25 protein-coding genes and 1 pseudogene are annotated in these 24,079 nt (G+C 74.1%); 17 read left to right on the forward strand and 9 right to left on the reverse strand.

What is annotated here, in order from left to right:
* Nucleotides 1–34: 34 nt before the first annotated feature.
* Nucleotides 35–775: an NAD(P)H-binding protein gene (locus O7634_RS25320; protein ID WP_278152625.1), complete on the reverse strand. Its 741-nt coding sequence runs from the start codon at nucleotides 773–775 to the stop codon at nucleotides 35–37.
* 135 nt (nucleotides 776–910) lie between these two features.
* Between O7634_RS25320 and O7634_RS25325 the strand changes: the two genes are divergently transcribed.
* Nucleotides 911–1,396 (forward strand): Rrf2 family transcriptional regulator, encoded by a 486-nt coding sequence (locus tag O7634_RS25325; protein ID WP_278152626.1) that lies wholly within the window; start codon nucleotides 911–913, stop codon nucleotides 1,394–1,396.
* Nucleotides 1,397–1,402: 6 nt separating this feature from the next.
* On the opposite strand, the gene O7634_RS25330 is transcribed toward O7634_RS25325, so the two are convergent.
* Complete coding sequence (locus O7634_RS25330) at nucleotides 1,403–2,953, reverse strand: glycosyltransferase family 39 protein (RefSeq protein ID WP_278152627.1); 1,551 nt, start codon at nucleotides 2,951–2,953, stop codon at nucleotides 1,403–1,405.
* Between the two features lie 121 nt (nucleotides 2,954–3,074).
* Here O7634_RS25330 and O7634_RS25335 point away from each other — a divergent pair, with 121 nt between their 5' ends.
* The gene (locus O7634_RS25335) at nucleotides 3,075–4,106 is read left to right on the forward strand and encodes an aldo/keto reductase (protein WP_278152628.1); all 1,032 of its coding nucleotides are present in this window, start codon (nucleotides 3,075–3,077) and stop codon (nucleotides 4,104–4,106) included.
* Complete coding sequence (locus tag O7634_RS25340) at nucleotides 4,103–4,609, forward strand: DinB family protein (protein WP_278152629.1); 507 nt, start codon at nucleotides 4,103–4,105, stop codon at nucleotides 4,607–4,609. The genes O7634_RS25335 and O7634_RS25340 overlap by 4 nt, the downstream gene beginning before the upstream one ends.
* Nucleotides 4,610–4,746: 137 nt before the next feature.
* Here O7634_RS25340 and O7634_RS25345 read toward each other — a convergent pair whose 3' ends face one another.
* Nucleotides 4,747–4,992 (reverse strand): flavin reductase, encoded by a 246-nt coding sequence (locus tag O7634_RS25345; protein WP_278152630.1) that lies wholly within the window; start codon nucleotides 4,990–4,992, stop codon nucleotides 4,747–4,749.
* The gene (locus O7634_RS25350; RefSeq protein ID WP_278152631.1) at nucleotides 4,992–5,288 is read right to left on the reverse strand and encodes a hypothetical protein; all 297 of its coding nucleotides are present in this window, start codon (nucleotides 5,286–5,288) and stop codon (nucleotides 4,992–4,994) included. The genes O7634_RS25345 and O7634_RS25350 overlap by 1 nt, the downstream gene beginning before the upstream one ends.
* Nucleotides 5,289–5,491: 203 nt before the next feature.
* On the opposite strand from O7634_RS25350, the gene O7634_RS25355 reads away from it, so the two are divergent.
* The 5 genes from O7634_RS25355 to O7634_RS25375 all read left to right on the forward strand — a co-directional run bounded on the left by O7634_RS25355 (nucleotide 5,492) and on the right by O7634_RS25375 (nucleotide 11,915).
* Nucleotides 5,492–6,262 carry a DUF5753 domain-containing protein gene (locus O7634_RS25355; RefSeq protein WP_278152632.1) on the forward strand — a complete coding sequence of 257 codons (771 nt, stop codon included), beginning with the start codon at nucleotides 5,492–5,494 and terminating at the stop codon, nucleotides 6,260–6,262.
* Nucleotides 6,253–6,444, forward strand: coding sequence for a DUF397 domain-containing protein (locus O7634_RS25360; protein ID WP_278152633.1), 192 nt, complete (start codon nucleotides 6,253–6,255; stop codon nucleotides 6,442–6,444). Before O7634_RS25355 ends, O7634_RS25360 begins: the two co-directional genes overlap by 10 nt.
* A gap of 341 nt (nucleotides 6,445–6,785) precedes the next feature.
* Nucleotides 6,786–7,337 (forward strand): sigma-70 family RNA polymerase sigma factor, encoded by a 552-nt coding sequence (locus O7634_RS25365; RefSeq protein ID WP_278152634.1) that lies wholly within the window; start codon nucleotides 6,786–6,788, stop codon nucleotides 7,335–7,337.
* Complete coding sequence (locus tag O7634_RS25370; RefSeq protein ID WP_278152635.1) at nucleotides 7,334–8,464, forward strand: CU044_5270 family protein; 1,131 nt, start codon at nucleotides 7,334–7,336, stop codon at nucleotides 8,462–8,464. Before O7634_RS25365 ends, O7634_RS25370 begins: the two co-directional genes overlap by 4 nt.
* A 73-nt stretch (nucleotides 8,465–8,537) precedes the next feature.
* Nucleotides 8,538–11,915 (forward strand): S8 family serine peptidase, encoded by a 3,378-nt coding sequence (locus O7634_RS25375; protein ID WP_278152636.1) that lies wholly within the window; start codon nucleotides 8,538–8,540, stop codon nucleotides 11,913–11,915.
* Between the two features lie 62 nt (nucleotides 11,916–11,977).
* Here the strand turns inward: O7634_RS25375 and O7634_RS25380 are convergent, their stop codons facing one another.
* Complete coding sequence (locus O7634_RS25380; RefSeq protein ID WP_278152637.1) at nucleotides 11,978–13,210, reverse strand: MFS transporter; 1,233 nt, start codon at nucleotides 13,208–13,210, stop codon at nucleotides 11,978–11,980.
* Nucleotides 13,211–13,278: 68 nt separating this feature from the next.
* Here O7634_RS25380 and O7634_RS25385 point away from each other — a divergent pair, with 68 nt between their 5' ends.
* Complete coding sequence (locus O7634_RS25385) at nucleotides 13,279–13,809, forward strand: MarR family transcriptional regulator (RefSeq protein WP_278152638.1); 531 nt, start codon at nucleotides 13,279–13,281, stop codon at nucleotides 13,807–13,809.
* Here the strand turns inward: O7634_RS25385 and O7634_RS25390 are convergent.
* A pseudogene (locus O7634_RS25390) lies at nucleotides 13,810–14,085 on the reverse strand (hypothetical protein); the annotation flags it as partial. It abuts the gene before it with no gap.
* A gap of 112 nt (nucleotides 14,086–14,197) precedes the next feature.
* On the opposite strand from O7634_RS25390, the gene O7634_RS25395 reads away from it, so the two are divergent.
* From O7634_RS25395 to O7634_RS25425, 7 genes are all read left to right on the forward strand, one after another.
* Nucleotides 14,198–14,713, forward strand: a complete 516-nt coding sequence (locus O7634_RS25395; RefSeq protein ID WP_278152639.1) for a DUF2087 domain-containing protein — start codon at nucleotides 14,198–14,200, stop codon at nucleotides 14,711–14,713.
* Nucleotides 14,714–14,764: 51 nt separating this feature from the next.
* Entirely contained in the window at nucleotides 14,765–15,241 is a 477-nt protein-coding gene (locus tag O7634_RS25400; RefSeq protein ID WP_278152640.1) for a MarR family transcriptional regulator, read from the forward strand.
* 77 nt (nucleotides 15,242–15,318) lie between these two features.
* Entirely contained in the window at nucleotides 15,319–15,732 is a 414-nt protein-coding gene (locus O7634_RS25405; protein WP_278152641.1) for a DUF6069 family protein, read from the forward strand.
* A 229-nt stretch (nucleotides 15,733–15,961) separates the two neighbouring features.
* Nucleotides 15,962–17,662, forward strand: coding sequence for an ATP-binding cassette domain-containing protein (locus O7634_RS25410; RefSeq protein ID WP_278152642.1), 1,701 nt, complete (start codon nucleotides 15,962–15,964; stop codon nucleotides 17,660–17,662).
* Between the two features lie 30 nt (nucleotides 17,663–17,692).
* Complete coding sequence (locus O7634_RS25415; protein ID WP_278152643.1) at nucleotides 17,693–18,208, forward strand: GNAT family N-acetyltransferase; 516 nt, start codon at nucleotides 17,693–17,695, stop codon at nucleotides 18,206–18,208.
* A gap of 68 nt (nucleotides 18,209–18,276) precedes the next feature.
* Nucleotides 18,277–18,702 (forward strand): Hsp20/alpha crystallin family protein, encoded by a 426-nt coding sequence (locus O7634_RS25420; protein WP_278154075.1) that lies wholly within the window; start codon nucleotides 18,277–18,279, stop codon nucleotides 18,700–18,702.
* A gap of 69 nt (nucleotides 18,703–18,771) precedes the next feature.
* On the forward strand, nucleotides 18,772–19,770 hold the full coding sequence (locus O7634_RS25425; RefSeq protein ID WP_278152644.1) for a tyrosine-type recombinase/integrase: 999 nt from the start codon (nucleotides 18,772–18,774) through the stop codon (nucleotides 19,768–19,770).
* A 29-nt stretch (nucleotides 19,771–19,799) separates the two neighbouring features.
* Here O7634_RS25425 and O7634_RS25430 read toward each other — a convergent pair whose 3' ends face one another.
* Complete coding sequence (locus O7634_RS25430; RefSeq protein ID WP_278152645.1) at nucleotides 19,800–20,171, reverse strand: VOC family protein; 372 nt, start codon at nucleotides 20,169–20,171, stop codon at nucleotides 19,800–19,802.
* An 86-nt stretch (nucleotides 20,172–20,257) separates the two neighbouring features.
* Here O7634_RS25430 and O7634_RS25435 point away from each other — a divergent pair, with 86 nt between their 5' ends.
* Nucleotides 20,258–21,103: an LLM class flavin-dependent oxidoreductase gene (locus tag O7634_RS25435; protein WP_278152646.1), complete on the forward strand. Its 846-nt coding sequence runs from the start codon at nucleotides 20,258–20,260 to the stop codon at nucleotides 21,101–21,103.
* 9 nt (nucleotides 21,104–21,112) lie between these two features.
* Here O7634_RS25435 and O7634_RS25440 read toward each other — a convergent pair whose 3' ends face one another.
* A complete protein-coding gene (locus O7634_RS25440) occupies nucleotides 21,113–22,285 on the reverse strand; it encodes a hypothetical protein (protein WP_278152647.1) in 1,173 nt (390 codons plus the stop codon).
* Between the two features lie 30 nt (nucleotides 22,286–22,315).
* Complete coding sequence (locus O7634_RS25445; RefSeq protein ID WP_278152648.1) at nucleotides 22,316–24,019, reverse strand: acyl-CoA dehydrogenase family protein; 1,704 nt, start codon at nucleotides 24,017–24,019, stop codon at nucleotides 22,316–22,318.
* Between the last annotated feature and the right edge of the window lie 60 nt (nucleotides 24,020–24,079).

The raw sequence follows: 24,079 nt of genomic DNA on the forward strand, positions 1-24,079 counted from the left end.
CGCGCCGGCGGCGGCGCGCGGGGCGGCGGGCGGCTCAGGACTGGCGGCCGAGCCACTCCCGGTACGAGGTGGGGGCGATGACGGCGTCGGTGGGGGCGGTGAGGACGTCGCCGGGGACGGCGGCGAACATGCCGGCGCTGTCGTCGGTGGTGACGGTGCGCGTGTCACCGCGCGCGGCGAGGGTGATCCGCCCCAGCTCGTCGAGGGGGAAGACGTCGGGGCCGGCGACATCGCGGATGCCCTGCAACGGGGCGCCCACGGCGACGTCGGCGACGGCCTGCGCCACGTCGGCGGCGGCCATCGGCTGCACCGGGGTACGGGGCAGGCGGACCGTGGTGTCGTCGGCGGTCCAGGACAGGATCGCCTCGACGAACTCGAAGAACTGGGTGGCCCGCACGATCGAGTACGGCACCGGGCCGGTCTTGAGCAGGTCCTCCTGGAGGACCTTGGCGCGGTAGTAGTCCAGCGCGGGCACCTGGTCGACGCCGACGATGGAGAGCACCACCGCGTGGCCGACGCCCGCCTGCGCGGCGGCGGCGAGCAGGTTGTCCATGGTCGTCTGGAAGAAGGCGGGCGAGGCCTCGTCGAAGGTCGGCGAGTTGGTCAGGTTGACCACGACCTCGGCGCCGGCGAGCGCGTCGGTGAGGCCCTGCCCGGTGAGCAGGTCCACGCCGGTGGACGGCGAGAGCGGCACCGCGTCGTGACCCGCGGCCCGCAGGATGGTGACGACCTGCGAGCCGATGAGGCCGGTCCCACCCAGTACGGCGATCTTCATGGCTGTGCGCCTTCCCGTGACGTTCGTGGCCCGCTGTCCGACCGGCGAGTCGCGCGGTTGAACTCGGACCTCTTCTGTCCGAGAACTATACTCGGACATGATGAGTCCGAGTAACTGGGTGGCTAGGGTGACGCCATGAAGATGTCCGGCGGGGTCGAGTGGGCGCTGCACTGCTGCGTGGTGCTCACCGCCAGCAGCACGCCCGTGCCCGCGGCGAAGCTGGCGGAGCTGCACGACGTCTCCGGCAGCTACCTGGCCAAGCAGCTCCAGTCCCTGGCCCGCGCCGGTCTGGTCCACTCGGTGCAGGGCAAGTCGGGCGGCTACGTGCTGACCCGCGCGCCGGAGAGCATCACGCTGCTCGACGTGGTGCGGGCCGTCGACGGCCCCGGCCCGACGTTCGTCTGCACGGAGATCCGCCAGCGCGGCCCGTTCGCGACCCCGGCCGACGCCTGCACCACGCCGTGCCCGGTCGCCCGCGCGATGTGGGCGGCCGAGGACGCGTGGCGTCAGGCGCTCGCCGCCGTCACCATCGCCGACCTCGCCCGTGACGTCGACACCACCTCCGGCCCCGAGGCCCTGGCCGGCATCCAGACCTGGCTCACCGGCGACCGCGCCGGCTGACCCCGGTCAGCCGGTCCGGCGTACCTCGGTGTCCCAGATCTGCGCCCACGGACGCCGCAGCCCCCGGCACACGAAGATCGGGCCGCCGTTCTCGTCGTTGTCCACCTCGACCCGCTGGTCCACCCGCCCGGCGAGCGTGCATTCCCCGAACCAGGCGTTCAGCCGGTCGGGGCGCTCCCAGCCCACGGCGATCACCACGTCCGCGTCGGCGGGCGGTCGACCGAAGTCGACCATGCTGTTGTGCCCGGAGTAGGCACGCGGCAGGTCACGGGCCGGCCCGTAGCGGGCCAGCGCGCCCGCCTCCCCGTAGTTCGCGGTGAGCACCACCGCCCGCGAGCGCTCCGGCGGCGGCAGTCCACGATGGACGGCGGCGACCGAGTCGGCGAACGCCGGCCAGCCGATGGTCTCGCCCGCGTCGTAGTTGACGTCGACGACGAACGCGGGCAACCGCTCGGCCGGCAGCACCGGCAGCAGCAACACGATGCTCGGCAGCAGGAACGGCACCGCGCCCAGCACCAGCAGGCCACGGCGCAGGCGTACCGACCCGCGTGCCGCCCAGGCGGCGGTCACGATCGCGCCGGCGGCGGTCAGCACCAGCAGCAGCGGCGCGTCGTAGTAGCCCTTGCCGCCCGCGACCAGCACGATGCCGACAACGACCAACCAGGCCCACCCCACCGCCCGGTACGCCCGCCACGCCGGCCGGCGCAGCAGCGCGACGAGGCCGGCGACCCAGATGGGTACGGCGTACGGGCTGATGATGACGAACTGGAGGGTCAACGCGTTGAGACGGCCGCTGTGGGAGCTGTCCCCGTCGGAGATGGTGGCGGCCACGCCGAGCTGCGGGAAGTCGTTCGTCACCTGCCACAGCAGGTTCGGCGCGGCCAGCAGCACGGTGATCCCGGCGGCGGCGAGCACCCACCTGTCGCGCAGCAACCGACGCGGCCCGGCGACGAGCACCCCGGCGACCAGGCCCACGGCCAGCAGCGCGGGCAGCAGCTTGTTGAGCATGCCCACCCCCAGCGCCAGCCCGACGCCGAGGGCCCAACGGCTGTCGCCGGTGCGCAGCAGTCGCACCGCGCACCACGCCGCCACCAGCCAGACCAGCAGGTCGATGGTGGTGGTGCTGAGCAGGTGACCGTTGGCGAGAACGATGCCCGACAGCGCGGCGAGCACCGCCGCGAAGAGCTGCGCCCCCCGGCCGGCGCCCAGCTCACGGGCGATGGCGGCGACCAGCAGCACCGCGCCGCCGGCCAGCACCGCCGACGGGGTCCGCAGCACCACCAGGTTGCCCGGCGCGATCGTGTCGAGCAGCCGTGCCAGCGCCGGAACCAGCGGCCCCTGGTCGACGTACCCCCAGTCGAGGTTGCGGCCGGCGAGCACGAAGTACAGCTCGTCGCGGTGGTAGCCGTAGCGGCCGGCGAGCAGCAGCAGCGTCCCGGTGGTGACGGCGGCCACCAGCCATGGGCCACGCGTGGGCGCGCCGGGCGCCGGTGCCGCCGTCGGCGGCGACGGGGTGGGCCGGTGCGGTCGGTCGATGTCGATCGCGGGCTCGCTCACGAGCCCATGATGACCGGCGGCGACGCGGCGTGGGTGCCCGCCCGGTGTCCGAGACTGTCCCGAATGCGGGTGGTCGGAGCGGGTGCGAAGATCGGCTGGTCACGCCGACCGAAAGGACGATATGCGCTACCGCAATCTGGGCGCCACGGGCACCGTCGTGTCCACCCTCTGTCTGGGCACCATGACCTTCGGCGCGGAGACCGACGAGGCCGGCAGCTTCGCCCAACTGGACCGGTTCGTCGAGGCCGGTGGCACCGTCATCGACACCGCCGACGTCTACTCCACCGGTGTCTCCGAGGAGATCATCGGGCGGTGGCTGCGGTCGCGGCCCGACGTGCGCGACCGCCTCGTCATCGCGACGAAGGGGCGGTTCCCGATGGGGCCCGGGGCCAACGACGCCGGCCTGTCCCGGGTGCACCTGACCCGCGCGCTGGACGCCAGCCTGCGCCGACTCGGCGTCGAGGCCGTCGACCTCTACCAGGCGCACGCCTGGGACCCGCTTACCCCGCTGCCGGAGACGCTGCGGTTCTTCGACGACGCGGTGCGCGCCGGCAAGATCCGCTACGCGGGGGTCAGCAACTTCACCGGGTGGCAGTTGCAGAAGGCGGCCCTGCTCACCCAACACCTCAACCTCACCCCGATCGTGACCCTGCAACCGCAGTACAACCTGCTGGCCCGGGAGATCGAGTTCGAGCTGGTGCCGGTCTGCGAGAACGAGGGCATCGGCATCCTGCCGTGGTCACCGTTGGGCGGCGGCTGGCTGACCGGCAAGTACCAGCGCGACAGCACGCCCACCGGCGCGACCCGGCTCGGCGAGAACCCGCAGCGCGGCGTCGAGGCGTACGCCGGGCGCAACGCCGAGGAGCGCACCTGGCGGGTGCTCGACACCGTCCGCGCTGTCGCCGGTGAGCAGGGCGTGTCCATGTCGGCGGTGGCGCTGGCCTGGCTGGCGGCCCGACCGGCGGTCACCTCGGTGATCCTCGGCGCGCGGACCATCGACCAGCTCGACGACAACCTGACCGCCGCCGACCTGGTCCTCGACGCCGAGCAGATGCGCCGGTTGGACGAGGCGAGCGCGCCGTCGGTGGGCGACTACCCGTACGGCGGCGCGGGGGTGCGCCAGCGCGGCCGTGACCTGCCGACCGCGTCGTGACGTCGTTTCCCGAGCCCACCGCCCCGGCCGGCAGCCGCACCGAGGTCTTCCTCCGCTACCTCGACTACTTCCGGGAGTCCATGGTGGCCAGGGTGTCGGCGCTCGACGAGGCGGAGCTGCGCCGCAGCCGGCTGCCGTCCGGGTGGACCCCGCTGGAGCTGCTGACGCACCTGCGGCACGTCGAGCGGCGCTGGATCGAGTGGGGTTTCCAGGGCCGGAACGTCGCCGACCCGTGGGGTGACCGCCGGGGTGAGCGCTGGTACGTCGCCCCCGACGAGACCCGCGCCGACGTGGTGGCGGCGCTGCGCGCGCAGGGCGCGCACACCACGGCGGTCGTGACGGCGCACGACCTGGCCGAGATCGGCGCGCCCGGGCCACGGTGGGACGGCGCCGACCCGGCGTCGCTGGAGCGGGTGCTGTTCCACCTCGTCCAGGAGTACGCCCGCCACCTCGGTCACCTCGACGTGGTCGCCGAACTCGCCGGCGGCCCGACCGGCGAGTGAAGCCGTCGGCTGGCAACTCGCGCGGCCGCGCCTCCGGATCTTGGACAGTTTCCGTTACGCCGTAACGGAAACTGTCCAAGATCTCCGCTTCGGGTCGCGTCAGGAATTGGCGGGTCCGGTCTGTGGGGGCCGCTGGCTCAACGGGTCGCGGCCCAGCCGACGAAACGCGGAGTCAGATCGGGCAGTGTGACGCCCGGGTGCAGCGCGGCGAGGTCGGCGGCGGCTTCCCGCTGAACCCTCGCCAGGTGAGTCAGCAGCCCCGGCCGGTCCTCCCGGTACTCGGCGAGCAGGCGCAGCTTGGCGGCCGAGCACGGCCACAGGATGCCGCAGACCGGGCAGCGCCACGACGGCCGTGACGGGCAGTGCGTGCGGCGCTCGGGCATCAGACGGCCCGCACGGTGGCGCGTCGTCGGGCCGGCGCGGGTGGGCGTGCCTCCCCGCAGGCGCGCAACCGCAGGCCCGCGCGCATCACGAACAGTTCCCGCCGGGCGACGGCCTCGCCCTTGCTGTTGAGCTGGTAGGCGTCGAGCCAGAGCCAACCGTCGTAGGTGTGTCGGTCGGGGATCTCGCGGATGACGCGGACCACTATCGGGGTCCGGAACTGCACGCTCGCGGCGGTGGTCAGCAGGACCACGTCCCCGGCCCTGAGCCGGCCCGGCTTCTCGTCCTTGTCCGGCACCGATCTTCCCTCTGCTCGGCGTCTGGGAAGGGGCCGCTTCCGGGAGTGCTCGCCCGCCGCAAGCGGCCCCGCTGACGCGTCCGCCGGGTTCGGATCCCTGCTGGCCGCGCCGCCATAACCGCACTTTGCCGGTAGTGGCTGGACAAACACACAGCGTTACGTTATTTCTTCATCGCAGCCGCTTTGCACCAGGAGAGGACGGCATGAACCACGTCTTTGTCGCAGCGCTCGCCGCTGCGGGTCACACCGCCGAAAGCCTGGCCGACCGGCTCGGTGTGCATCCGAAAACCGTCGCCCGCTGGGCCAACCCCGGGCACATCCCCCAGAGTCGACACCGAGCGACAGTCGCGGATCTCCTCGCCAAGGACATCGACACACTGTGGCCGGACGCCGGCCGCCGCCGCGAACCGGTGTGGTTCCGGCCGTGGGTCGACCTCGAACGCGAGGCGGTGACCCTGCGGTCGTTTGAGTTGGCGTGGGTGCCCGGCCTGCTCCAGACCGAGGCGTACGCGCGGGCGACCCTGGCCGGCGGGGTGCTGACGGCGGAGGCGGTCGACGAGTTCACCGAGGCGCGCATCGACCGGCAGGCGATCCTCAGCCGGCCGGGTGGCGGCCCGCTTCTGGTGGCGGTGCTCGACGAGGGGGTGCTGCGCCGGCGCGTCGGCGACGACCGGGCCCTGATGGCCGCGCAACTCGCCAGCCTGCTGGAGCACGCCGAGGCGGGCACCGTGCAACTGCACGTCGTCCCGGCGGACGCGCCCAGCTACCCCGGGCTCGACGGGCCGTTCACCATCGCCGACATGCCGGACGGCTCCCGAGTCGCCCACGTCGACAGCGCGGCCCAGGCGCAGATCCTCGACCAGCCATCGGACCTTGTTAATCTGGAGCGACGGTGGGAGCGGATTCGCGGAGAGGCACTGCCCCGAGGCCGTTCCCTGGTACTCCTCAGAGAAGCGGCAGCAGCATGGACATGACCGGCGCGCGCTGGCGGAAGAGCACCAAGAGCGGCGGCAACGGCGGTAACTGTGTCGAGGTCGCCGACAACCTCCCGGGTGTGGTCCTGGTCCGGGACACCAAGGATCGCAACGGCGCCACCCTGGCCTTCAGCCCGCAGTCCTGGCGACGCTTCGTCGCGCTGGCCCGCGACGCCGGCTGACCCACCGACCAGGACAGAGCCGGTCACCGAACCTCGGCCGGTTGCGGTTGTGCCGCCGCCGGTCCGGCAACCCCGACCGCCGAAGCGGCGTCGTGCCGGGTGGCCGCCCGTGCCGGATCCACCCTGGAGAGCCTGCTCCGCGAGCCGGTCCGCCACGCCGACACGCACCTGCACGCCCGGCTGGCCTGACGGGCTCGCACCCTGCGTCGTCACCCGCCGCTGCGCGCTGCGTCGACACGACGCCGCCCGGGTTGCTCCGCGAGAAATTTCTTGCCGCCAGCGGTAATCGGCGGCCGTCTCGCTGACAAGTACCCCCGACAGAGCAGTGCTGCGGAGGTGCGATGCGAGATCGGGAAAATCGGGTGACCGAGCTGTTCCGGCGACATGCCGACGACATCCACGCGTATGCGAGCTGGCGGGTCGGTCGACAGGACGCGGCGGACGTGGTGAGTGAGGTGTTCCTCGTCGCCTGGCGGTCACTGCACCGGGTCCGGGCGGGCGAGGAGCGAGGGTGGCTGTTCGGCGTGGCACGGACCGTGATCCTGGCCCGCCGTCGACAGGGCGCGGCGAAGGCCGCGCTGGACGAGCGGATGGTGGAGTCGACGGCCGTACCGGACACGTCGGACCACCTCGCCGACGACGTGGCGCTACGCGACGAGGTACGGCGGGCGTTGCACGCGCTCGGTGAGCGCGACCGCGAGGTGCTGGTCACGGCGGCCTGGTTCGACCTGAGCGCCGCGGAGGCGGCACGGGTGCTCGGCGTGTCGCGACCCACCTACGCGGTGCGGCTGCACCGCGCCCGCAACCGGTTCCGCGACGCTTTTCAGCGTTCGAGCACGGCTGCCGCCGCGCAGCCGGTTCACCGTCCAATGACAGTGGGAGAGGCCCAGTGAACATCGACGACATCGTGCGCCGGGCCCGGCCGGACTCGACCGGGTGGACGCACAGCGAGGCGGGGCGACGGGTGCTGGACGAGATCGTCACGGCCGCGCCGGCCGAAGGATCGGCCGACCGGCGGGTGGCGGGCCGGTCGGGGCCGGCGCTGCGCTGGTCCCTCCTCGGTACCGGGCTGGCCGGCGCCGTCGCCGCCGGTGTACTGGCGGTGTCGGTGATCTCGACGCCGCAGCAGTCGCGGCCCGACAGCCCGCCGGTCGCCGGTCAACAACCGGACGCGACGACCACGCTGTTGGCGCGCGACATCCTGCTCGCCGCGGCGAACCGGGCGGAGCAGGCACCCGCCGAGACGGGCAGGTACTGGCACGTCAAGACGCTCGACCTCACTGGACCACAGCGCGCCGGTGACGCCGGCTACTGGCTGCTGCGGCGCAGCGTCACCGAGAGCTGGGACGCCAGCGACCCGGCCGAGGCCAGTTGGACCGGACACCGCGACCTCGGCGTACGGCCCGCCAGCCAGGCCGACGAGCGGGCGTGGCGCGCCGCCGGCGCACCGAGCGAATGGACCCTCGACACCGACGGCCCGAAACCGCTGGTGCTGTCCACCCGGCCGGACGCGGGCACGCTGAGCAGGGACCGGTCGGCCCCCCGCTACCTGGAGGACCTCGGGCAGCTCGACCTGGAGCAGGTCCGGCGGCTGCCCGACGAGCCGCGCGCGCTGCGGGCGTGGACGAGCGAGCGCATCCGGGCGCGGATGGGCGTCCCCGCCGGCAGCCCGACGAGCGACCGACTGCTCTTCGGTTTCCTGGGTCGGATGCTGCTGGACACCCCGGCCCCGCCGAAGGTACGCGGCGCGGCGTTCCGGATTCTCGCGGAGATCCCCGGCGTGCGTGGTCTCGACGCCGTCACCGACGCGCACGGGCGCTCCGGGCAGGGCGTGGAGTTCCGCGACGACAGCGGCACCGTGCGGCTGATCGTCGACCCGTCGACCCACCGCCTGCTCGGCGAGCAGACCAGCTCGACCCCGAAGGACGCCGCGGTTCCCGGCAAGCAGAGCACCACAGTGGTGCTGACCGCGCAGTGGTCCGACGCCGCGCCGCAGCGGCCGAGCCTGCCGCAGGAATAGTCGCAGCTTGTCCCGTACCCGATGGCCGGCCGCCTGGTTGGTGGCCGGCCATCGGCACTCCTGAGGAGCTTCTGTGCACCGTCTACGCTGGCTGGCCGTCCCCGCCTGCCTCGCCGTCGTGTCCACCATCGGTCCACCGGCCGCCGCGACGCCCTCGCCGCCGGCCGCGACACACGACGCCGTCTCCGCCGCGCAGGCCCCGGCCCGCGCCGTCACGCTGATCACCGGCGATCTCGTCGAGGTCCGGGGTGACGGCACCATCACGGTACGACCCGGCGCCGACCGGGACGGCGTCGGCTTCCTCCGCCAGCGGCACGAGGGACACGACCTGGTCATCCCGGGTGACGCCGTCGGTCTGCTGGCCGCGGGCCGGGTGGACCGACGCCTGTTCGACGTGACCACGCTGCTGGCCGCCGGCTACGACGACGCGCGGCGCGACAGCATCCCGCTGGTCGTCCGCTACCGCGACCCGGCGACCCGCACCGGCGCCCGCGACTGGATGCGGCGGCACCGCGCGGCGGTGACCGCTGAGCTGGCGCACGTCAACGCGTGGGGCGCGCGTACCCCGAAGCGGGACGCCGTCACCTGGTGGTCCGGACTGACCGCGGCCACCCGCGCGTCCGCCGACGGACGGCGTCCCGGGCTGGCCGGCGGCATCGAGTCGGTCCGGTTGGACGGCAGGCTGCGCGTCAGCCTGGACCAGAGCGCCGCGCAGATCGGCGCGCCGGCCGCCTGGCAGGCCGGACTCACCGGCCGTGGGGTGACCGTCGCGGTGCTGGACACCGGTGTGGACACCAGCCACCCCGACCTGGCCGGCCGGGTCCGGGAGAACCGCAACTTCAGCGAAGCGGCCGAGGGCGGCGACGTGATCGGGCACGGCACCCACGTCGCGTCCACCATCGCCGGCAGCGGAGCCGCGTCGGACGGCCGCTACCGGGGTGTCGCCGCCGACGCCGACCTGCTCGTCGGCAAGGTCTGCGAGGACATGTCGTGCAGCGAGTCGGCCATGCTGGCCGGCATGCAGTGGGCCGCCGAGCGGGGCGCCGACGTGGTGAACATGAGCATCGGCGGCGAGGACACCGCCGAGGTGGACCTCCTGGAGGAGGCGGTCAACCGGCTCAGCGCGCGACACGGCACGTTGTTCGTGGTGGCGGCGGGCAACGACGGCGCTGTCGTCAGCTCTGTCGACTCGCCGTCGACGGCCGAGGCGGCCCTCTCCGTCGCCGCGGGAACCCGCGCCGAAGAGGTGGCCGAGTTGTCCAGCCACGGCCCCCGGCTCGGGGACGGCGGCACCAAACCGGAGATCACCGCACCCGGCGTCGACATCGTCGCCGCCCGGTCGGGCCAGGCCCCCACGGACCTGATCGACCCGGTCGGCGACCGGTACGCGCGGATGAGCGGCACGTCGATGGCGACACCGCACGTCGCCGGCGCGGCGGCGCTGCTGGCGCAGCGGCACCCCAGCTGGACCGGCGCGCAGCTCAAGGCGGCGCTCATCGCCACCGCGGTGGCCCTGCCCGGTGCGGACACCTCGGCGCAGGGCGCGGGCCGCGTCGACCTCCGTCCCGCGCTCGCCGCGAGCGTCGTACCGGACACCGGCAGCCTCAACCTCGGGGTACGGGAGTGGCCGCACCACGACGACGCCCCGGTGACCCGGACGGTGACCTACCGCAACGACGGCTCCGCGCCGGTGACGGTGGCGATGGCGGGCACGCTCACCGGTCCGGACGGGACGACCGCGCCGCACGGCATGCTCACTGTCGACCCGCAGCGGCTCACCGTGCCGGCGGGCGGGAGCGCCGGTGTCACCGTCACGGTGGACACCTCCGTCAGCGCCCCGGACGGCCGGTACACCGGGCGGATCACCGCCACACCCGAGGCGGGCACGCCGGTGTCCACTGTGCTGTCGGTGCTCCGCGACGTCGAGCGGTACGCGCTCACCGTGCGGGTCCTGGACCGGCACGGCGCGAACGCCGCCGAGCACACCAGCCTGATCACCTCCTGGGCCGACCGGTCCAGCGTCGTCGAGTGGACCCCCGGTGAGCACACGTACCGGCTGCCGGCCGGCGACTACACCCTCGGGGCGCTCGTCTTCACCGACGCCTACCAGGACACCGAGACGGTCACCCTGCTGGCCCGGCCGAAGCTGACCCTCACCGCCGACACCCGCGTCGTGCTCGACGCCCGGTCCGGGCAGCCGGTTACCGCGACGGTCCCCGAACCGACCGCCCGCTTCACCCACGCCGACATCGGCTACCGGGTCGCCGCGCGCTATCCCACCCGAGACACCGTGCTCGGCTGGCAGAACGTCCGGCGCGGCTTCGACAACCTGTTCACCGCGCAGGTCGGCGGCCCGAGCGCCGGGGACACCTTCCAGTCCGACATCTCCGCCGGCTGGGCCCGCGCCACCGCCGACGGTGACTACCTGGACAGCCCCTACGCCTACCACCTCGGGTGGATCACCCCCGGCGCGCTGCCGACCGGGTTGACCCACCACCTCCGTACGGGGGATCTGGCGGCGGTGACCAGCACCTTCCACGGGCCGGCGGGTCGTGTCGGCGCGGCCGGTTCGGCGGCGGCGGGCGCGACCGGCGCGGTCATCGCCCCGGAGTTGCGCCTGCCGGGCGGGCGCGTCGACTACTACCACGGTCGGGACAACGCGCGCTGGCAGCGGATGTTCGTGCAGTTGGACACCGGCAACGCCACCGAGGTGAACCTGACCCAGCCCGCTGTCGCGTACCGGGCGGGTCGGTCCTACCGGGAGACCTGGAACGGCGCTGTCCTCGCCCCCGCGTTCGGGGACCGGCCGGCCGACTCGGAGCAGGGGGCACGGCGTACCCCGGCGGGGCAGATCGTCGTCGACGACGGCCTGCTCGTCGACCCGACAGCCGGCCGTGGCAGCCTGCCGAAGGTGCGCCAGGACAGCGGACGTACCGCGCTGTACCGCGACGGACAGGTGCTCGCCGAGAGCCGGCGGTACGGTTCGCTGCGCGCCGACGTCCCCGCCGAGGAGGCGAGGTACCGGCTGGAGGCGGCGGTGGACCGGTCCAGCTACGCCGACGTCTCCACCACTGTGTCGTCGGCGTGGACGTTCCGCTCCGGCCCCGTGGACGGCACGCTGCCGACGGCGCTCGCGCTGCTCGCGGTCCGGTACGCGCCGACCCTGGCCGAGGGCAGGACGGCCCCGGCCGGGAGGCGCTTCGTCATCCCGGTCCGCGTCGAGCACCAGCCCGGCTCGACCGGTGGCACCGTCACCGACCTCGCCGTACAGGTGTCCTACGACGACGGAGCGACCTGGCAGCCGGCCACGGTGACCCGCAGCGGCGGCATCGGGGTGGCCGTGGTGACGCATCCGGCCGACGCCAGGCACGTGTCGCTGCGGGCCACCGCCGCGGACGGCCAGGGCAACCAGGTCGAACAGACGATCATCCGGGCCTACCTGCTCGGTTAGCGCCGATCGGGGAAGGTCAGCTCCCGGGGTGGAACCTGACCTTCCCCGACCGGCAGGGGACGTCAGCGCACGCCGACGGGTTCGGCCGGCTGCGGTTGCGGCGCCGGCGACCAGGTGAGTCGGCGTACGCCGGGGACGAGCGTGGTGCCCGCGCAGCAGGCGAGGACCAGCAGGCCGGCGACGATCAGCGGCACCGGTGCGCCGAACGCGTCGGCGGCCAGCGGCGCCAACGCGTAGCCCAGCGGGGTGGCGCCGAGTGACACCAGCCAGTCGTACGAGGTGACCCGGGCCAGGACCTCCGGCGGGAAGTGCTGCTGCACCACTGTCTCCCACACCGGGTTGAGGTAACCCAGGGCGGTCATCGCCACCGCGTACGCGGCGAGCACCGCCGGGGCGGGCGCGGCGACGGCGAGCAGGAACAGCGGCGCGGCGTAGCAGGCCAGCCCGAGATTGGCCAGCAGCACCGGTCGGCGTAGCCGCACCCGCCCGGCCAGCAGGGAGCCGGCGAGCATCCCGATCGCGCCGGCCTGCAACAGCAGCACCCAGGTCGTCTCGCCGCCGAGTTGGTCGATGGCGACGGCCGGTCCGAGGGTCATCAGCACGGCGGCGGCGCCGTTCCACACGCCGTGTCCCACCAGACTGCTCCAGAACCAGTCGCGGGAGCGTACCTCTCCGAGGCCGTGCCGCAGGTCGGCCAGGACGGAGCGGCGGGGCACCGGCACGTGTCGGACCCGGACCAGCGCGAGCAGCGCGGCGCTGAGGGCGAACGCCGCGCTGTCGAGGACGAACGCCCAACCGGGTCCGGCGGCCCAGATCAGCGCTCCGGCCAACGCCGGCCCGGCGAGGCGGCTGGTGTTCGCGGTGATCCCCATCAGGGCGTTGGCCCGTTGCCGCTCGGCCGGCTCGACGGTGCCGGCGATCAGCGGCGACGCGGTGGGGATGGCGAACGCCGAGGCGGTGCCGCCGAGCGCGGACGCCACGACCACGGTGACCAGCGACGGCTGACCGCCGAGCAACTGCGCGCCGACCGCCAGTTGCGTCGCGCAACGGACCAGGTCGGCCAGCAGGGCGACCCGGCGGGCGTCGAACCGGTCGGCGACGACGCCACCCAGCGGCAGCAGGAGCAGCCGGGGGACCATCGCGGCGGCGAGCACGGCGGCCAGCGTGCCGGTGGAGCCGGTGGCCCGCAGGACGGCCAGGGCCAGAGCCGCGGGCACCACCGCCTCGCCGAGGGCGGAGACGGTGCGGCCCAGGAACAGCAGCCGGAAGGAACGGACGCGAAGGGGATGAGCCATACCGGCAACTTACTTCGACACCGAACCTTTCGGCAATGAATATTTCGGCATTGAGGTAAGCTGGCCCGGTGACCAACACTCCGGACACGGTCGACCGGCACATCGCGCGTTGGCAGCCCGTCGTGCCCGATCTCGACGTGGACATCGAGGGCGCGGTGACCCGCATGATCCGGCTGACCCGACACCTGCGGACGGTGAAGGAACGGGTCCTGGTCGACCTCGACCTGCCGGCGCACGAGTACGACACCCTGCACGCCCTGGCCGGCCGCCGCGGCCGGGCGGCGCCCTCGGACCTCGCCGCCGACCTGGCGATGGCGCCCGCCTCGATCACCGCCCGGGTGGACGCGCTGCTGCGGCGGGGTTTCGTGCGCCGAATCCCCTCCACGGTGGACCGCCGCCGGGTGGACGTGGAACTCACCGAGGAAGGTCACGCGGCGTGGCGCGGGGCGATGGACATCCAGGGCGCGGAGGAGCGCCGCCTGCTGGGCGCGCTCACCCCCACCGAGCGACGGCAGCTCTCCGATCTGCTGCGCCAGGTGCTGCTGGTCGCCGAGCGACCGCCCGGCGACCAGCCTTCGGGCAGCCCCGACAAGCAGTGATCAGCGGAGACCGTGGACGGCGGTGGTCGTCGACGGGAACGTCCGCAGATAGTCGTCGATCTCGGCCAGCAGGGCGGTCCTGCCCGCGTCGTCGACGAAGGAGTGCCGCACCGCTTGGCGGGCCAGCTCGGCGACGCCGCGCTCGTCCAGATCGAGCAGGTCGGTGGCCACCTGGTATTCCTCGTTCAGAGTCGTGGAGAACATCGGCGGGTCGTCGGAGTTGATGGTGACCGGTACACCGGCGGCCACCAGCTGCGGCAGCGGATGCTCGGCCAGCGACCCTCGACCCGCGCCGGCACGCTAACAAGACCGCGCGGCGTCGACAACCCGCGCCGGGCAGCCGGAAATCGCGTGGCGGTCCGCGTACACCGATGAGAAGGTGACCGACGTGAGTGCGCACACGCTGGCCGGGGCCCTGGCCGACGACGGACGACGACGGATCTTCGCGGCGGTCGTGTTGGGCGCGACGAGCGCGAGCGTGATCGCCGAGCGGACCGGCCTGCCGGCCCGGGTGGTGCTCACCGGGCTGCGCCGGCTCCGCGACGCGGGCCTTGTCACCGGCACGGACGGCGCTCTCACCGTCGACGACGGGTGGCTGCGGGAGGCCGCGCGCGACAGCCGTCCTCCCGACGACGCCGACCCCGCCGTCGACCCGGTGCTGCGCACGTTCCTGCGCGGGGACGTCCTGGTGGGTCTGCCGGCGCAGCGCGGTCGGCGGCGAGTGCTGCTGGCGCACATCGCCGAGCGGTCGTTCGCCAGGGGCACCCGCTATCCGGAGCGGGCCGTCGACGACGCCCTGAAGACGTGGTGCGCCGCCGGCGGGTCGGATCACGCGACGCTGCGCCGGTATCTGGTCGACGAGCGGTTGCTCACCCGCGAGCACGGCGTCTACCAGCGGCTCTGATCGTCCGCGCGCGGATCGTCCGGTCGCGGACCATCTTGCTAGCCTCGGCGGATGACCTCCTGCACGCCCGCCGACGGCCCCCCGGACCTGCTGTTCCTGCTCTCCTGGGCGAGCCACGCGTTGCAGACCGAGCATGCCGCGGGGCTGGCCGAGTTGGGCATCTCGCCCCGGGCGCACTACGTGTTGGCGCAGGCCCGCACCGGCGAGCTGACCCAGCGGGAGATCGGCGAGCGGTGCGGTGTGGACAAGACCACGATGGTCGTGACCCTCGACCAGCTGGAACGGGCCGGGTTGGCCGAACGCCGCCCGGCGCCGACGGATCGACGGGCCCGGCTGGTCACCGTGACGCCGGCGGGGGAGCAGGTCCTGCGGCAGGCGCGGCAGGTGGTGCGACGCATCCAGGACGACCTCCTCGCGACCCTGCCCGAGCAGGACCGAGAGGTGTTCCTGCGTGCCCTCCTGGCGCTGGTGGGCGGACCACTCGCGCACACCTCCCCGTACGCGCCGGGGAGCCGATCCGGCTGTTAGTCCTAAGGAAGATAGTTCCGAACAAGACTATCTGCTACGGTCTTACTCGTTCGCTTCCCCGGAACGAGGAGTCCGTCATGAGTGCTGCGGCCGTCACCACCCCCGCCCCATCACCGCTACGCCGCCGTGCCCTCGGCGTCGGCGTCGCCGTCGTGTCCTGCCTGGCCATCTGGTCGATCGGCGCGTTGGCCGGAGTCGACTACACCGTCGAGAGCCCGGGTCAGCCCGCGACGGTCATCGGGGCGGCCGCGATCGTCCTGGTCTCCCTCGGTGCGGCCCTGCTCGGCTGGGCGGCGCTGGCGGTGCTGGAGCGGTTCACCCCACGGATCGCCCGCCCGGCCTGGATCACGCTGGCCCTCGTCGTGACGCTGGTGTCCTTCGCGCCCCTGGCCGGCACCGAGGCCACCGGCGGCGCGAAACTGTTCCTCGGCGCGACGCACGTGGCCGTGGCGGTCGCGCTGATCGCGCTGCTGCCCCGCCCCCGCCGATAACCGCACTCCGCCCACCCCTGGCCGCGTCCCGGGGTGGGCGAAATCCGTGGAAGCGGCGGCGTCGACGCTGCTAACATCGCCGCCATGGCACGAGGTAACTGGTCGCAGAAGGTCCGCTCCGCCCGCTGACGGCGGCGCCTTCCACCTGCTGAGTTCGCGCTCGCCGTCCCGGTTCCCGCCGGGCGGCCGCCAGTCGCTGCCCGGCTCCATCGCGAGCTGCGGAGCACCAGTGAACCTCACCCCGAAACCCGAAAACCTGTCGCCGCCCGTGGACGCGGGCGCCAGCGCCCACGTACGCGCGACGAACGTCAGCGTGACCCGCGGGTCCCGTCGCGTGCTGACCGACGTGTCGCTGACCGTCTCCGCCCGGTCGCGGGTGGCGGTCGTCGGCGAGAACGGCCGCGGCAAGACCACGCTGCTGCACGTCCTCGCCGGGCTGCTCACCCCGGACGACGGCACCGTCCAGCGGGCCGGCACCATCGGACTGGCCCGCCAGGAGCTGTCCGTACGCGCCGGGGAGACCGTCGGCACCCTGACCACCGAGGCGCTGGCCGCCTCGCTCGCGGCCCTCGCCGCGCTGGACGCGGCGACCCTCGCCCTGGTCGAGGGCGACCCGAGCGCCGACGACCGCTACGCCGCCGCGCTCGACGCGGCCACCCGGCTCGACGCCTGGGACGCCGAGCGTCGCGTCGACGTGGCCCTGGAAGCCCTCGACGCCTGCACCGACCGGGAGCGTCGCCTGGACACGCTGTCGGTCGGGCAGCGCCACCGGGTGCGGCTGGCGTGCCTGCTCGGGGCACGGCACGACGTGCTGCTGCTCGACGAGCCGACCAACCACCTGGACGCCGGTGGCCTGGACTTCCTGACCGGTCGGCTGCGCGAGCACGACGGCGGTCTCGCCGTCGTCAGCCACGACCGCGCGTTGCTGCGCGACGTCGCCAACCGATTCCTCGACCTGGATCCGACGCGCGACGGCACGCCCCGGCTCTACGCCGGGGGCTACGACGCCTGGCAGGAGGCGCGGCGTCGCGAGCGCGAGCGCTGGGAGCAGGACCACGAGCAGCAACAGGACGAGCGTCGTCGACTCCAGGACGCGGTGTCGAGGGCCCGCGACCGGCTCTCCACAGGGTGGCGGCCGGACAAGGGGACCGGCAGGCACCAGCGCCAGTCCCGGGCCCCGGGTGTCGTGCAGGCGCTGCACCGGCAGCAGGACGCGCTACGGGCGCACCGCGTCGACGTGCCCGAGCCGCCGCCGACGCTGCGGATGCCCGACCCCGGCGTACGACCGGGCGCGCCGCAGATCCGCGCGCAGGGCGTGGCGGTCGCCGGGCGGCTCGCCGGGCCGGTCGACCTCAGCATCGACGGCGGCGACCAGCTCCTCGTCACCGGACCCAACGGCGCCGGGAAGTCCACACTGCTCGCCGTGCTGGCCGCCGCGCTCGACCCCGGCGAGGGGCACCTGTGGACGGCGCACGGGGCCCGGGTCGCCCTGGTCCGCCAGGAGACCGCCGGCCACGGCCCGCGACGCACCGCCGACGAGGTGTACGCAGATCGGGTGGGGGAGCTGGTCGCCTCCGGCGCTCTCGCGGACGCCGATGTCGTGTCGCTGGGGTCGCTGGGGCTGCTGGACGCCGCCGCCAGGCGCACACCTGTCGGGCGGATGTCGCAGGGGCAGCAGCGCCGCCTCGACCTGGCGTTGGCGTTGGCCGGGCGGCCCACGCTGCTGCTGTTCGACGAGCCGACGAACCACCTGTCGTCGGCGCTCGCCGACGAGCTGACCGTCGCGCTGCGGCACACCACCGCCGCTGTCGTCGTCGCCACCCACGACCGGCAGGTGCTGCGCGACCTGGCCGACTGGCCGCGCCTGCACGTCGCCGGGTTGTCGACACGCGAGGCGGTCGACCGGGGGCACAAACGTCGAGGCGGGTAATCCCGTTGACCGGACGGTGATGATCGACCCGTGACCAGCACCGTCCGGCCCCCCTGGGTGACGGCCCCCGTCCGACCCGACGACCCCGACGCGGCGCTGCTGCTGCGCGAGTACATGACCGAGATGGTGGTCCGCTACCACCGCCGTCCGGCCCGGCCCGGCGAGGTCGACGCGGCGCTCGACGAACTGCCCAGCGACGACCTCACCGTCCCGGGCGGGATGCTTCTCCTCGCTCACCACGGCGACGAGCTGGCCGGCTGCGCCGGTCTGCGCTGGCGACCGGACTTCGCCGAGTTGACCCGGGTGTTCGTCCGGCCCGCGCACCGGGGCACCGGCGGGGGTGCGGCGCTGCTGGCCGCCGTCGAGCACGCGGCGCGTGCCGCCGGCGCCGACCGGATCCGCCTCGACACCCGACACGACCTGGTCGAGGCCCGCGCGCTGTACGCCCGGCACGGCTACGTCGAGATTCCGGCGTACTCGCGGGGGCCGTACGCCGAGCACTGGTTCGAGAAGCGGTTGACGAACCGGCCCGGACGCGCTAAATAAGAAGAGGAAGTTGAGCCACCCAGACTCAACCCATCACCTTCGGCCAGGAGATCCGAGGAGGCATGACCATGTTGATGCGTACCGACCCGTTCCGTGAGATCGACCGACTCACCGAGCAGTTCTTCGGTACGGCGGCCCGGCCGGCGACCATGCAGTTGGACGCGTACCGAGATGGCGACCACTTCTACGCCGCGTTCGACCTGCCCGGCGTCGACCCCGACAGCATCGACTGCACAGTGGAGCGCAACGTGCTCACCGTCCGGGCCGAGCGTCGCCGTCCCACCGGCGAAGGCGTCGAACTGGTCGCCGCCGAACGCCCGATGGGCACCTTCACCCGGCGACTGTTCCTGGGCGACACCCTGGACACCGACAAGCTTGAGGCCGGCTACGAGAACGGCGTGCTGACGCTACGCATCCCCGTCGCCGAGCGGGCCAAGCCCCGCCGGGTCACCATCACCGCCAACGGCAACGGACGCCGACAGATCAACGCGTGACCACTCAGCCCCGGGTGGGATCGGCGCGCCTCCGCCCCGATCCCACCCGGGGCTGAGAGCCTTTTTCACATGGTGTCCCCCCACGCCCCGACCCTCGCCCGCCCGAGCGCGCCACCGGCGCTGCCCAGCGGTCCGATCGAGGTCACCGAGGCGTGGCTGCGCAACCGGCGGTTGTCCGAGCACACCCGCGACGCCTACCGACGCGACGTCACCGGCTGGCTCACCTGGTGCGCCGCCCGTGACCTGGACCCGCTGCGGGCCACCTTCCTGCACGTCAACGACCACGCCCGCGCCCTGGAAGCCGGCGTCGACGTGCGCGGTGGCCGCCCGCTCACCCCGGCGACCGTCGCGCGCCGGCTCTCCGCGCTGTCCAGTTGGTACGACTTCCTCGTCAAACTCGGCGCCGTCGCCGCCAACCCGGTCGCCGGCGCCGACCGCCCCCGCGTCGACCGGGACCACTCCGCCACCGTCGGGCTCACCCCCGAGGAGGTGGACGCCCTGCTCGGCGCCGCCGACGCGGACACCAGCGCGACCGCCGCGCGCAACCGGGCGGCGATCGCGCTCCTCGCCGACCTGGGACTGCGGGTCGGTGAGCTGATCTCGCTGGACCTGAGCGACCTCGGCACCGAACGCGGCCACCGCAGCGTGCGCTTCGTCGGCAAGGGCGGCAAGCAACGTCGCCGCGCCCTGACCCCCGGCACCGGGTGGGCGGTGGACGCGTACCTGGCCCAGCGGGCCGCCGCGGCCCGGGTGCCGGTGTCGGAGCTGACCGGCCCGCTGCTGGTCACCGCCAGCGGCGCCCGACTGGACCGGCACTCGGTGTTCCGGATGGTGCGTCGGCTGGCCCGCGCCGCTGGCATCCCGGCCTGGGCGAAGCTGTCCCCGCACTCGCTGCGGCACGCCTTCGCCACCACCGCCCGCTCCGAGGGTGTGCCGCTGGAGGACGTGCAGGACGCGATGGGCCACGCCGACCCGCGCACCACCCGCCGCTACGACCGGGACCGGCACAACCTCGACCGCGACCCGGCCTACGCGGTGTGGGCCGCGCGGTCCCGTCGCCGTAGCTGACCCGGGGTTGTGAACCGACTCGGGCTGGCTCAGCTCTGCGGGCGCGGGCAGATGCAGAACGGCTGGCCGATCGGATCGAGAAGCACCACCCACCGCTCACCGCCGGGTTGGAAGTCCGGTTTGGACGCGCCCGCCGCGATGAACTTCTCCTCCGCCGCCGACAGGTCGTCGACGTAGAGATCCAGGTGGTAGCGCTGGTCGCCGTTCGGATTCGGCCAGGACGGCGGACGGTAACCCTCGACCAGGCCGAAGCCGATGGAGACGCCAGAAGAGCTGAGCATCGCGTACTCGGGTTGGCTGTGGGTGATCTCCCATCCCAGCACCTCGTGATAGAACGCGGCGTGCCCGGCGGGGTCGGAACTGTCGAGGTTGACCATTGCGAGGTCGGCAGAGGCTGTCACGCCGGCAGTATGCCGCCGGGGTCCGACATCGCCGGTACCGACACACGACGCGGCCGGATGTCGGAGGCTCGGCCTACGGTCCGTTGATGAGACACGGTCTGGAAATTTCCTGCGGCGGCGCCTCGGTCGCCGTGTCCACCCTCGTCGAGCTGGGCAAATGCGCCGAACAGGCCGGCTGGGACGGCGTGTTCCTGGAGGACTATCTGATCCACTACAGCGGTGACGAGCCGTTCACATACGACCCGTGGCTGGTCCTCGCCGCGATGGCCGGGCGCACCGACCGGGTGCGACTGGGGACCACCGTCACCGCGCTACCCCGGCGTCGCCCGGCGAAGTTGGGGCGGGAGGTCCTCACCCTCGATCACCTCAGCGCGGGCCGGGCCGTCGTGGCGGTCGGTGTCGGTGACCCCGGTGACCGGGGCCTGGCCGCATTCGGGGAGCAGACCGACCTGTCGACGCGGGCCGCGATGCTCGACGAGGGTCTCGACCTGCTGACCGGGCTGCTCAGCGGCGAACCGGTCACCCACCGGGGCGCCCACTACCGCGCCGACGGGGTGGCGCTGCGGCCTCCGCCGGTGCAGTCACCCCGGGTGCCGGTTTGGGTCGGCGGCAGCACCCAGGCCGGTGCGGTGCGTCGGCGCGCCGCCTGCGCCGACGGCATCGTGCCGTACAAGCTCACCGACACCGACGGGTGGTCCGACTTCACCCCTGACGAGGTACGCGACCTGGTGCAGGCCCTGCCGGCGACCCGCGCCGACGGCCTACCGTTCGACGTGGCGATCGGCGGACGGCGGCGCCGACCGGACGAACGTGCCGAACGCGCGTACCTCGACGATCTGGCGGCGGCCGGCGCCACCTGGTGGCTGGAGTTCGTCCCGGCCGCCGACCCGGCGACGATGCGTGCCGCCGTCGCCCGTGGTCCGCTGCGCTGACCGGCCCGATCAGGGGCTGTCGAGCGGCCAGACCGCCACCCGGGCGGTGCCGTCGCGGCAGATCAGCCCGGTGGCGACCCGCCGGCAGTCGACCAGGCCCGCCGGGAGCACCGCTGTCACCCGTGGACCGTCGCGGCCCACCGTCGCGACCAGGGTCCGGTTGTCGCCGGACGCCGTACCCAGCACCAGCAGCGGCTCCGGGGCGGTGCGGGGGCCGGCCACGGTGCGCCACCGCGCGCCGGCCGGCCACGTCCACACCCGTGCGCCGGTGCCCGGGTCGAGCGCCCACCGGCTCCGGTCGTCCTGTCCGCAGACCAGGCCCTGGCAGGGCCGCATGGTCAATTCACCCGGCTCCGCCGGCATCGTCCAGCGTGCCGTCAGTCCGGCCAGGGTGTAACCGGTCAACGCGACCCGTTCGCCGCTCGGGTGGCGCAGCACCAGATGACCGCCGACGACCTGCGGATTGTCCGGGCCGTAGTCGGCCGGCGGGAGCCGCCCCCGCCCACGTTCGGCGCCGTCGTGGGCGTCGAGCAGCCGGGCCAGACCGTCGTCCTGCACCAGCAGCAACCGTCCGGGTGTGCCGGGCAGCACCCGCACCACGGCCGTGGAGGGCACCGGCACCGACCAGCGGGTCGCGCCGGTGACCAGGTCGACGCCGTGCACGACGCCCTCGATCCGCCGTCCCGGCTCGGCGGCGCTGCGGACCTCGCTCACCGCCACCGCCGTGTCCCCGGCCGAATACACCCGCTCGGATCGTCGCCACACCGCCTGCCCGGTGCGCGCGGACCGGGCGATGGTGGCCCGCGACCCGCGAATCTGGTCGCGCTCGACGAGCAGTAGCAGGTCACCGGCGATCTCGGCGGACCAGCCGGCGGCCGGCGCCACCGCCACCCGCCACCGGGGCGCGCGCTGCGGCGCGGACGAGTCGTAGGCGCTCACCATCGGCGGGTTCGTGTCGGGGTCGACCACCAGCAGCAGCGGGCCCGCGCCGAGCACCGTCGCCCGAGCCGGCACCGCCGGCCCGAGCAGAGGTGTCAGCGGCGCGGTCGGCGTGGCGCCGCCGAGCAACGCGCAGACCGCCACCAGCAGCGCCACCCACCAGCGGCGGGACACCTGTGGCGGTGGCCCCCGCTCATCCAGGGGCGCGCCCCGGTCCTCGCCCAGCTCGATCAGCACCGACATGGTGTCCGCCCGTCCGTACGCGCCAACCGGTCAGCAGAGCAGGTCCAGGTGGTGGTGGGCGTCCTCGGCGATCTCCTCGTGCCGCAGCCAGCGGCGCGCCCACAGCCGGGCTGCCAGGTCGGCCTGCTCGTCGCCCCACGCGGCGTGCTCGACGAGCAGCGCGGCGGTCAGCGCGTACGCCAGGCGCAGCGCCAGGCCCCGGGCTCCGGCGAGCACGCCGGGCGTTTCCGGGTCCGCGGTCACCGCCGCGATGGCGTCGCGCGCCTGCCCGATGGCGGCTGCCAGGGTGTCGGCGAGCGCCGGCGACAGCGGCCGGGCCAGATCGACGGCGGCGGACAGCCGGCGCAGCAGCGGCGCTCCAGCGTCCTCCCTGGTCAGGGCGCGCAGCACGTCCAGAGCCAGCACGTTGGTGGTGCCCTCCCAGATGGGCAGCACCTGGGCGTCGCGCAGCAGGCGGGGAACACCGGTGTCCTCCACGTAGCCGGCCCCGCCGAAGCTCTCCACATACTCGCTGGCGGAGCTGACGGCGAGCCGGCCGGTGGCCAGCTTCGCCAGCGGCGCCACGATGCGCAGCTCCGCCTCGGCCTGCGGATCGGCGCCGACCTCGACCCGGCCGAGCAGGGCGAACGCGTGTCCGGCGAGGACGAACGCGCCCGCCGCGTCGACCGCGAGGGTGCCCAGGGTGGCCCGGTGCAGCGGCGAGGACGCCAGCGCGCCACCGGCGACGTGCCGCGCGTCGGCGTACGCGCGGGCGTAGGCCAGACCGCGTCGCATGCCGCCGGCCGCCGCGGCGGCGTTGTGCACCCGGGTCACCACGACCAGTGTCATCGCCCGCACCAGACCGGGCAGGGTCGGGTCGCCCAGCGGCACGGCGTACGCGTCGCGCAGACCGATCTCGGCGGTGGGCAGCGCCCGGGTGCCGAGCTTGTCCTTGAGGCGGTGCACGGTGACGCCCGGCGCGGGCGCTCCCGGCGGCACGGTGCCGGCCAGCGGTGAGTCGACCGCGTAACGGGGCACCAGGAACGGCGCGAGCACCCGACTGCCCCGCCCGGCGCCCTCCGGTCGGGCCAGCGCCACCGCCACCGCCGCGTCCGCGGCGGAGCAGAACCACTTCTCCCCGGTCAGCCGCCACGAACCGTCCGCCGCCGGGCGGCCGACGGTGCTCGACCGGCCCAGGTCGGAACCGCCCTGCGACTCGGTCATCCACTGCCCGCTGGTGATCGCCGTGGCCGGGTCGGTGGAGAGCAGCCGGGGCAGCCACGCGTCACGGACCGCGGCGTCGACGTCGGGCAGGCTGAGCAGCGCCGCCGCCCCGTCGGCCATCGCCACCGGGCAGGAGAACGTCGCCGACTCCGGCCCGTAGAGGTGCAGCAGGGCGTGCTGCACGACCCGGGCGGCGGCGCCCCAGGTGCCGCGGGCCTCCGGCAGGTAGGGCAGGGCGACCACGGCGTGCCGGGCGGCGGCGGCCCGCTGCTCCTGCCAGCCGGCGGAGGTGTCCACGCGGTCGATCCGGGCGCCCCACGGGTCGTAGCGGACCAGCGTCGGCGGGTGCGCCTCCGCGTCGACGTGCGCCGCGCGCAGCGGGCCGGCGACGTCGGTGGCCAGGTCGTGCAGGCGGCCCTTCGCGGCGGCGTGCCCGGCCGGGCCGAGATGACGCTCCAGCCAGGACCGCAGCAGGGCGTCACCGGCATACGGATCGGCGGGGGGTGGGACCGGCTGCACGAAGCGGCTCATCGATCGGCTCCTGGCACTGCTCGGGGGTGTGCGCCGACCGTAGACGATGCGTGGCCGCCG

Origin of the sequence: Micromonospora sp. WMMD1120 (genome assembly GCF_029626235.1) — a bacterium.
Taxonomy (GTDB): Bacteria; Actinomycetota; Actinomycetes; order Mycobacteriales; family Micromonosporaceae; genus Micromonospora.

Coding starts and splice junctions, on each gene's coding strand:
- O7634_RS25320 (WP_278152625.1), bottom strand. CDS start 775: ATGAAGATCGCCGTACTGGGTGGGACCGGCCTCATCGGCTCGCAGGTC.
- O7634_RS25325 (WP_278152626.1), top strand. CDS start 911: ATGAAGATGTCCGGCGGGGTCGAGTGGGCGCTGCACTGCTGCGTGGTG.
- O7634_RS25335 (WP_278152628.1), top strand. CDS start 3,075: ATGCGCTACCGCAATCTGGGCGCCACGGGCACCGTCGTGTCCACCCTC.
- O7634_RS25345 (WP_278152630.1), bottom strand. CDS start 4,992: ATGCCCGAGCGCCGCACGCACTGCCCGTCACGGCCGTCGTGGCGCTGC.
- O7634_RS25355 (WP_278152632.1), top strand. CDS start 5,492: ATGAACCACGTCTTTGTCGCAGCGCTCGCCGCTGCGGGTCACACCGCC.
- O7634_RS25360 (WP_278152633.1), top strand. CDS start 6,253: ATGGACATGACCGGCGCGCGCTGGCGGAAGAGCACCAAGAGCGGCGGC.
- O7634_RS25365 (WP_278152634.1), top strand. CDS start 6,786: ATGCGAGATCGGGAAAATCGGGTGACCGAGCTGTTCCGGCGACATGCC.
- O7634_RS25380 (WP_278152637.1), bottom strand. CDS start 13,210: ATGGCTCATCCCCTTCGCGTCCGTTCCTTCCGGCTGCTGTTCCTGGGC.
- O7634_RS25400 (WP_278152640.1), top strand. CDS start 14,765: ATGACCTCCTGCACGCCCGCCGACGGCCCCCCGGACCTGCTGTTCCTG.
- O7634_RS25405 (WP_278152641.1), top strand. CDS start 15,319: ATGAGTGCTGCGGCCGTCACCACCCCCGCCCCATCACCGCTACGCCGC.
- O7634_RS25420 (WP_278154075.1), top strand. CDS start 18,277: ATGTTGATGCGTACCGACCCGTTCCGTGAGATCGACCGACTCACCGAG.
- O7634_RS25425 (WP_278152644.1), top strand. CDS start 18,772: ATGGTGTCCCCCCACGCCCCGACCCTCGCCCGCCCGAGCGCGCCACCG.
- O7634_RS25435 (WP_278152646.1), top strand. CDS start 20,258: ATGAGACACGGTCTGGAAATTTCCTGCGGCGGCGCCTCGGTCGCCGTG.
- O7634_RS25440 (WP_278152647.1), bottom strand. CDS start 22,285: ATGTCGGTGCTGATCGAGCTGGGCGAGGACCGGGGCGCGCCCCTGGAT.
- O7634_RS25445 (WP_278152648.1), bottom strand. CDS start 24,019: ATGAGCCGCTTCGTGCAGCCGGTCCCACCCCCCGCCGATCCGTATGCC.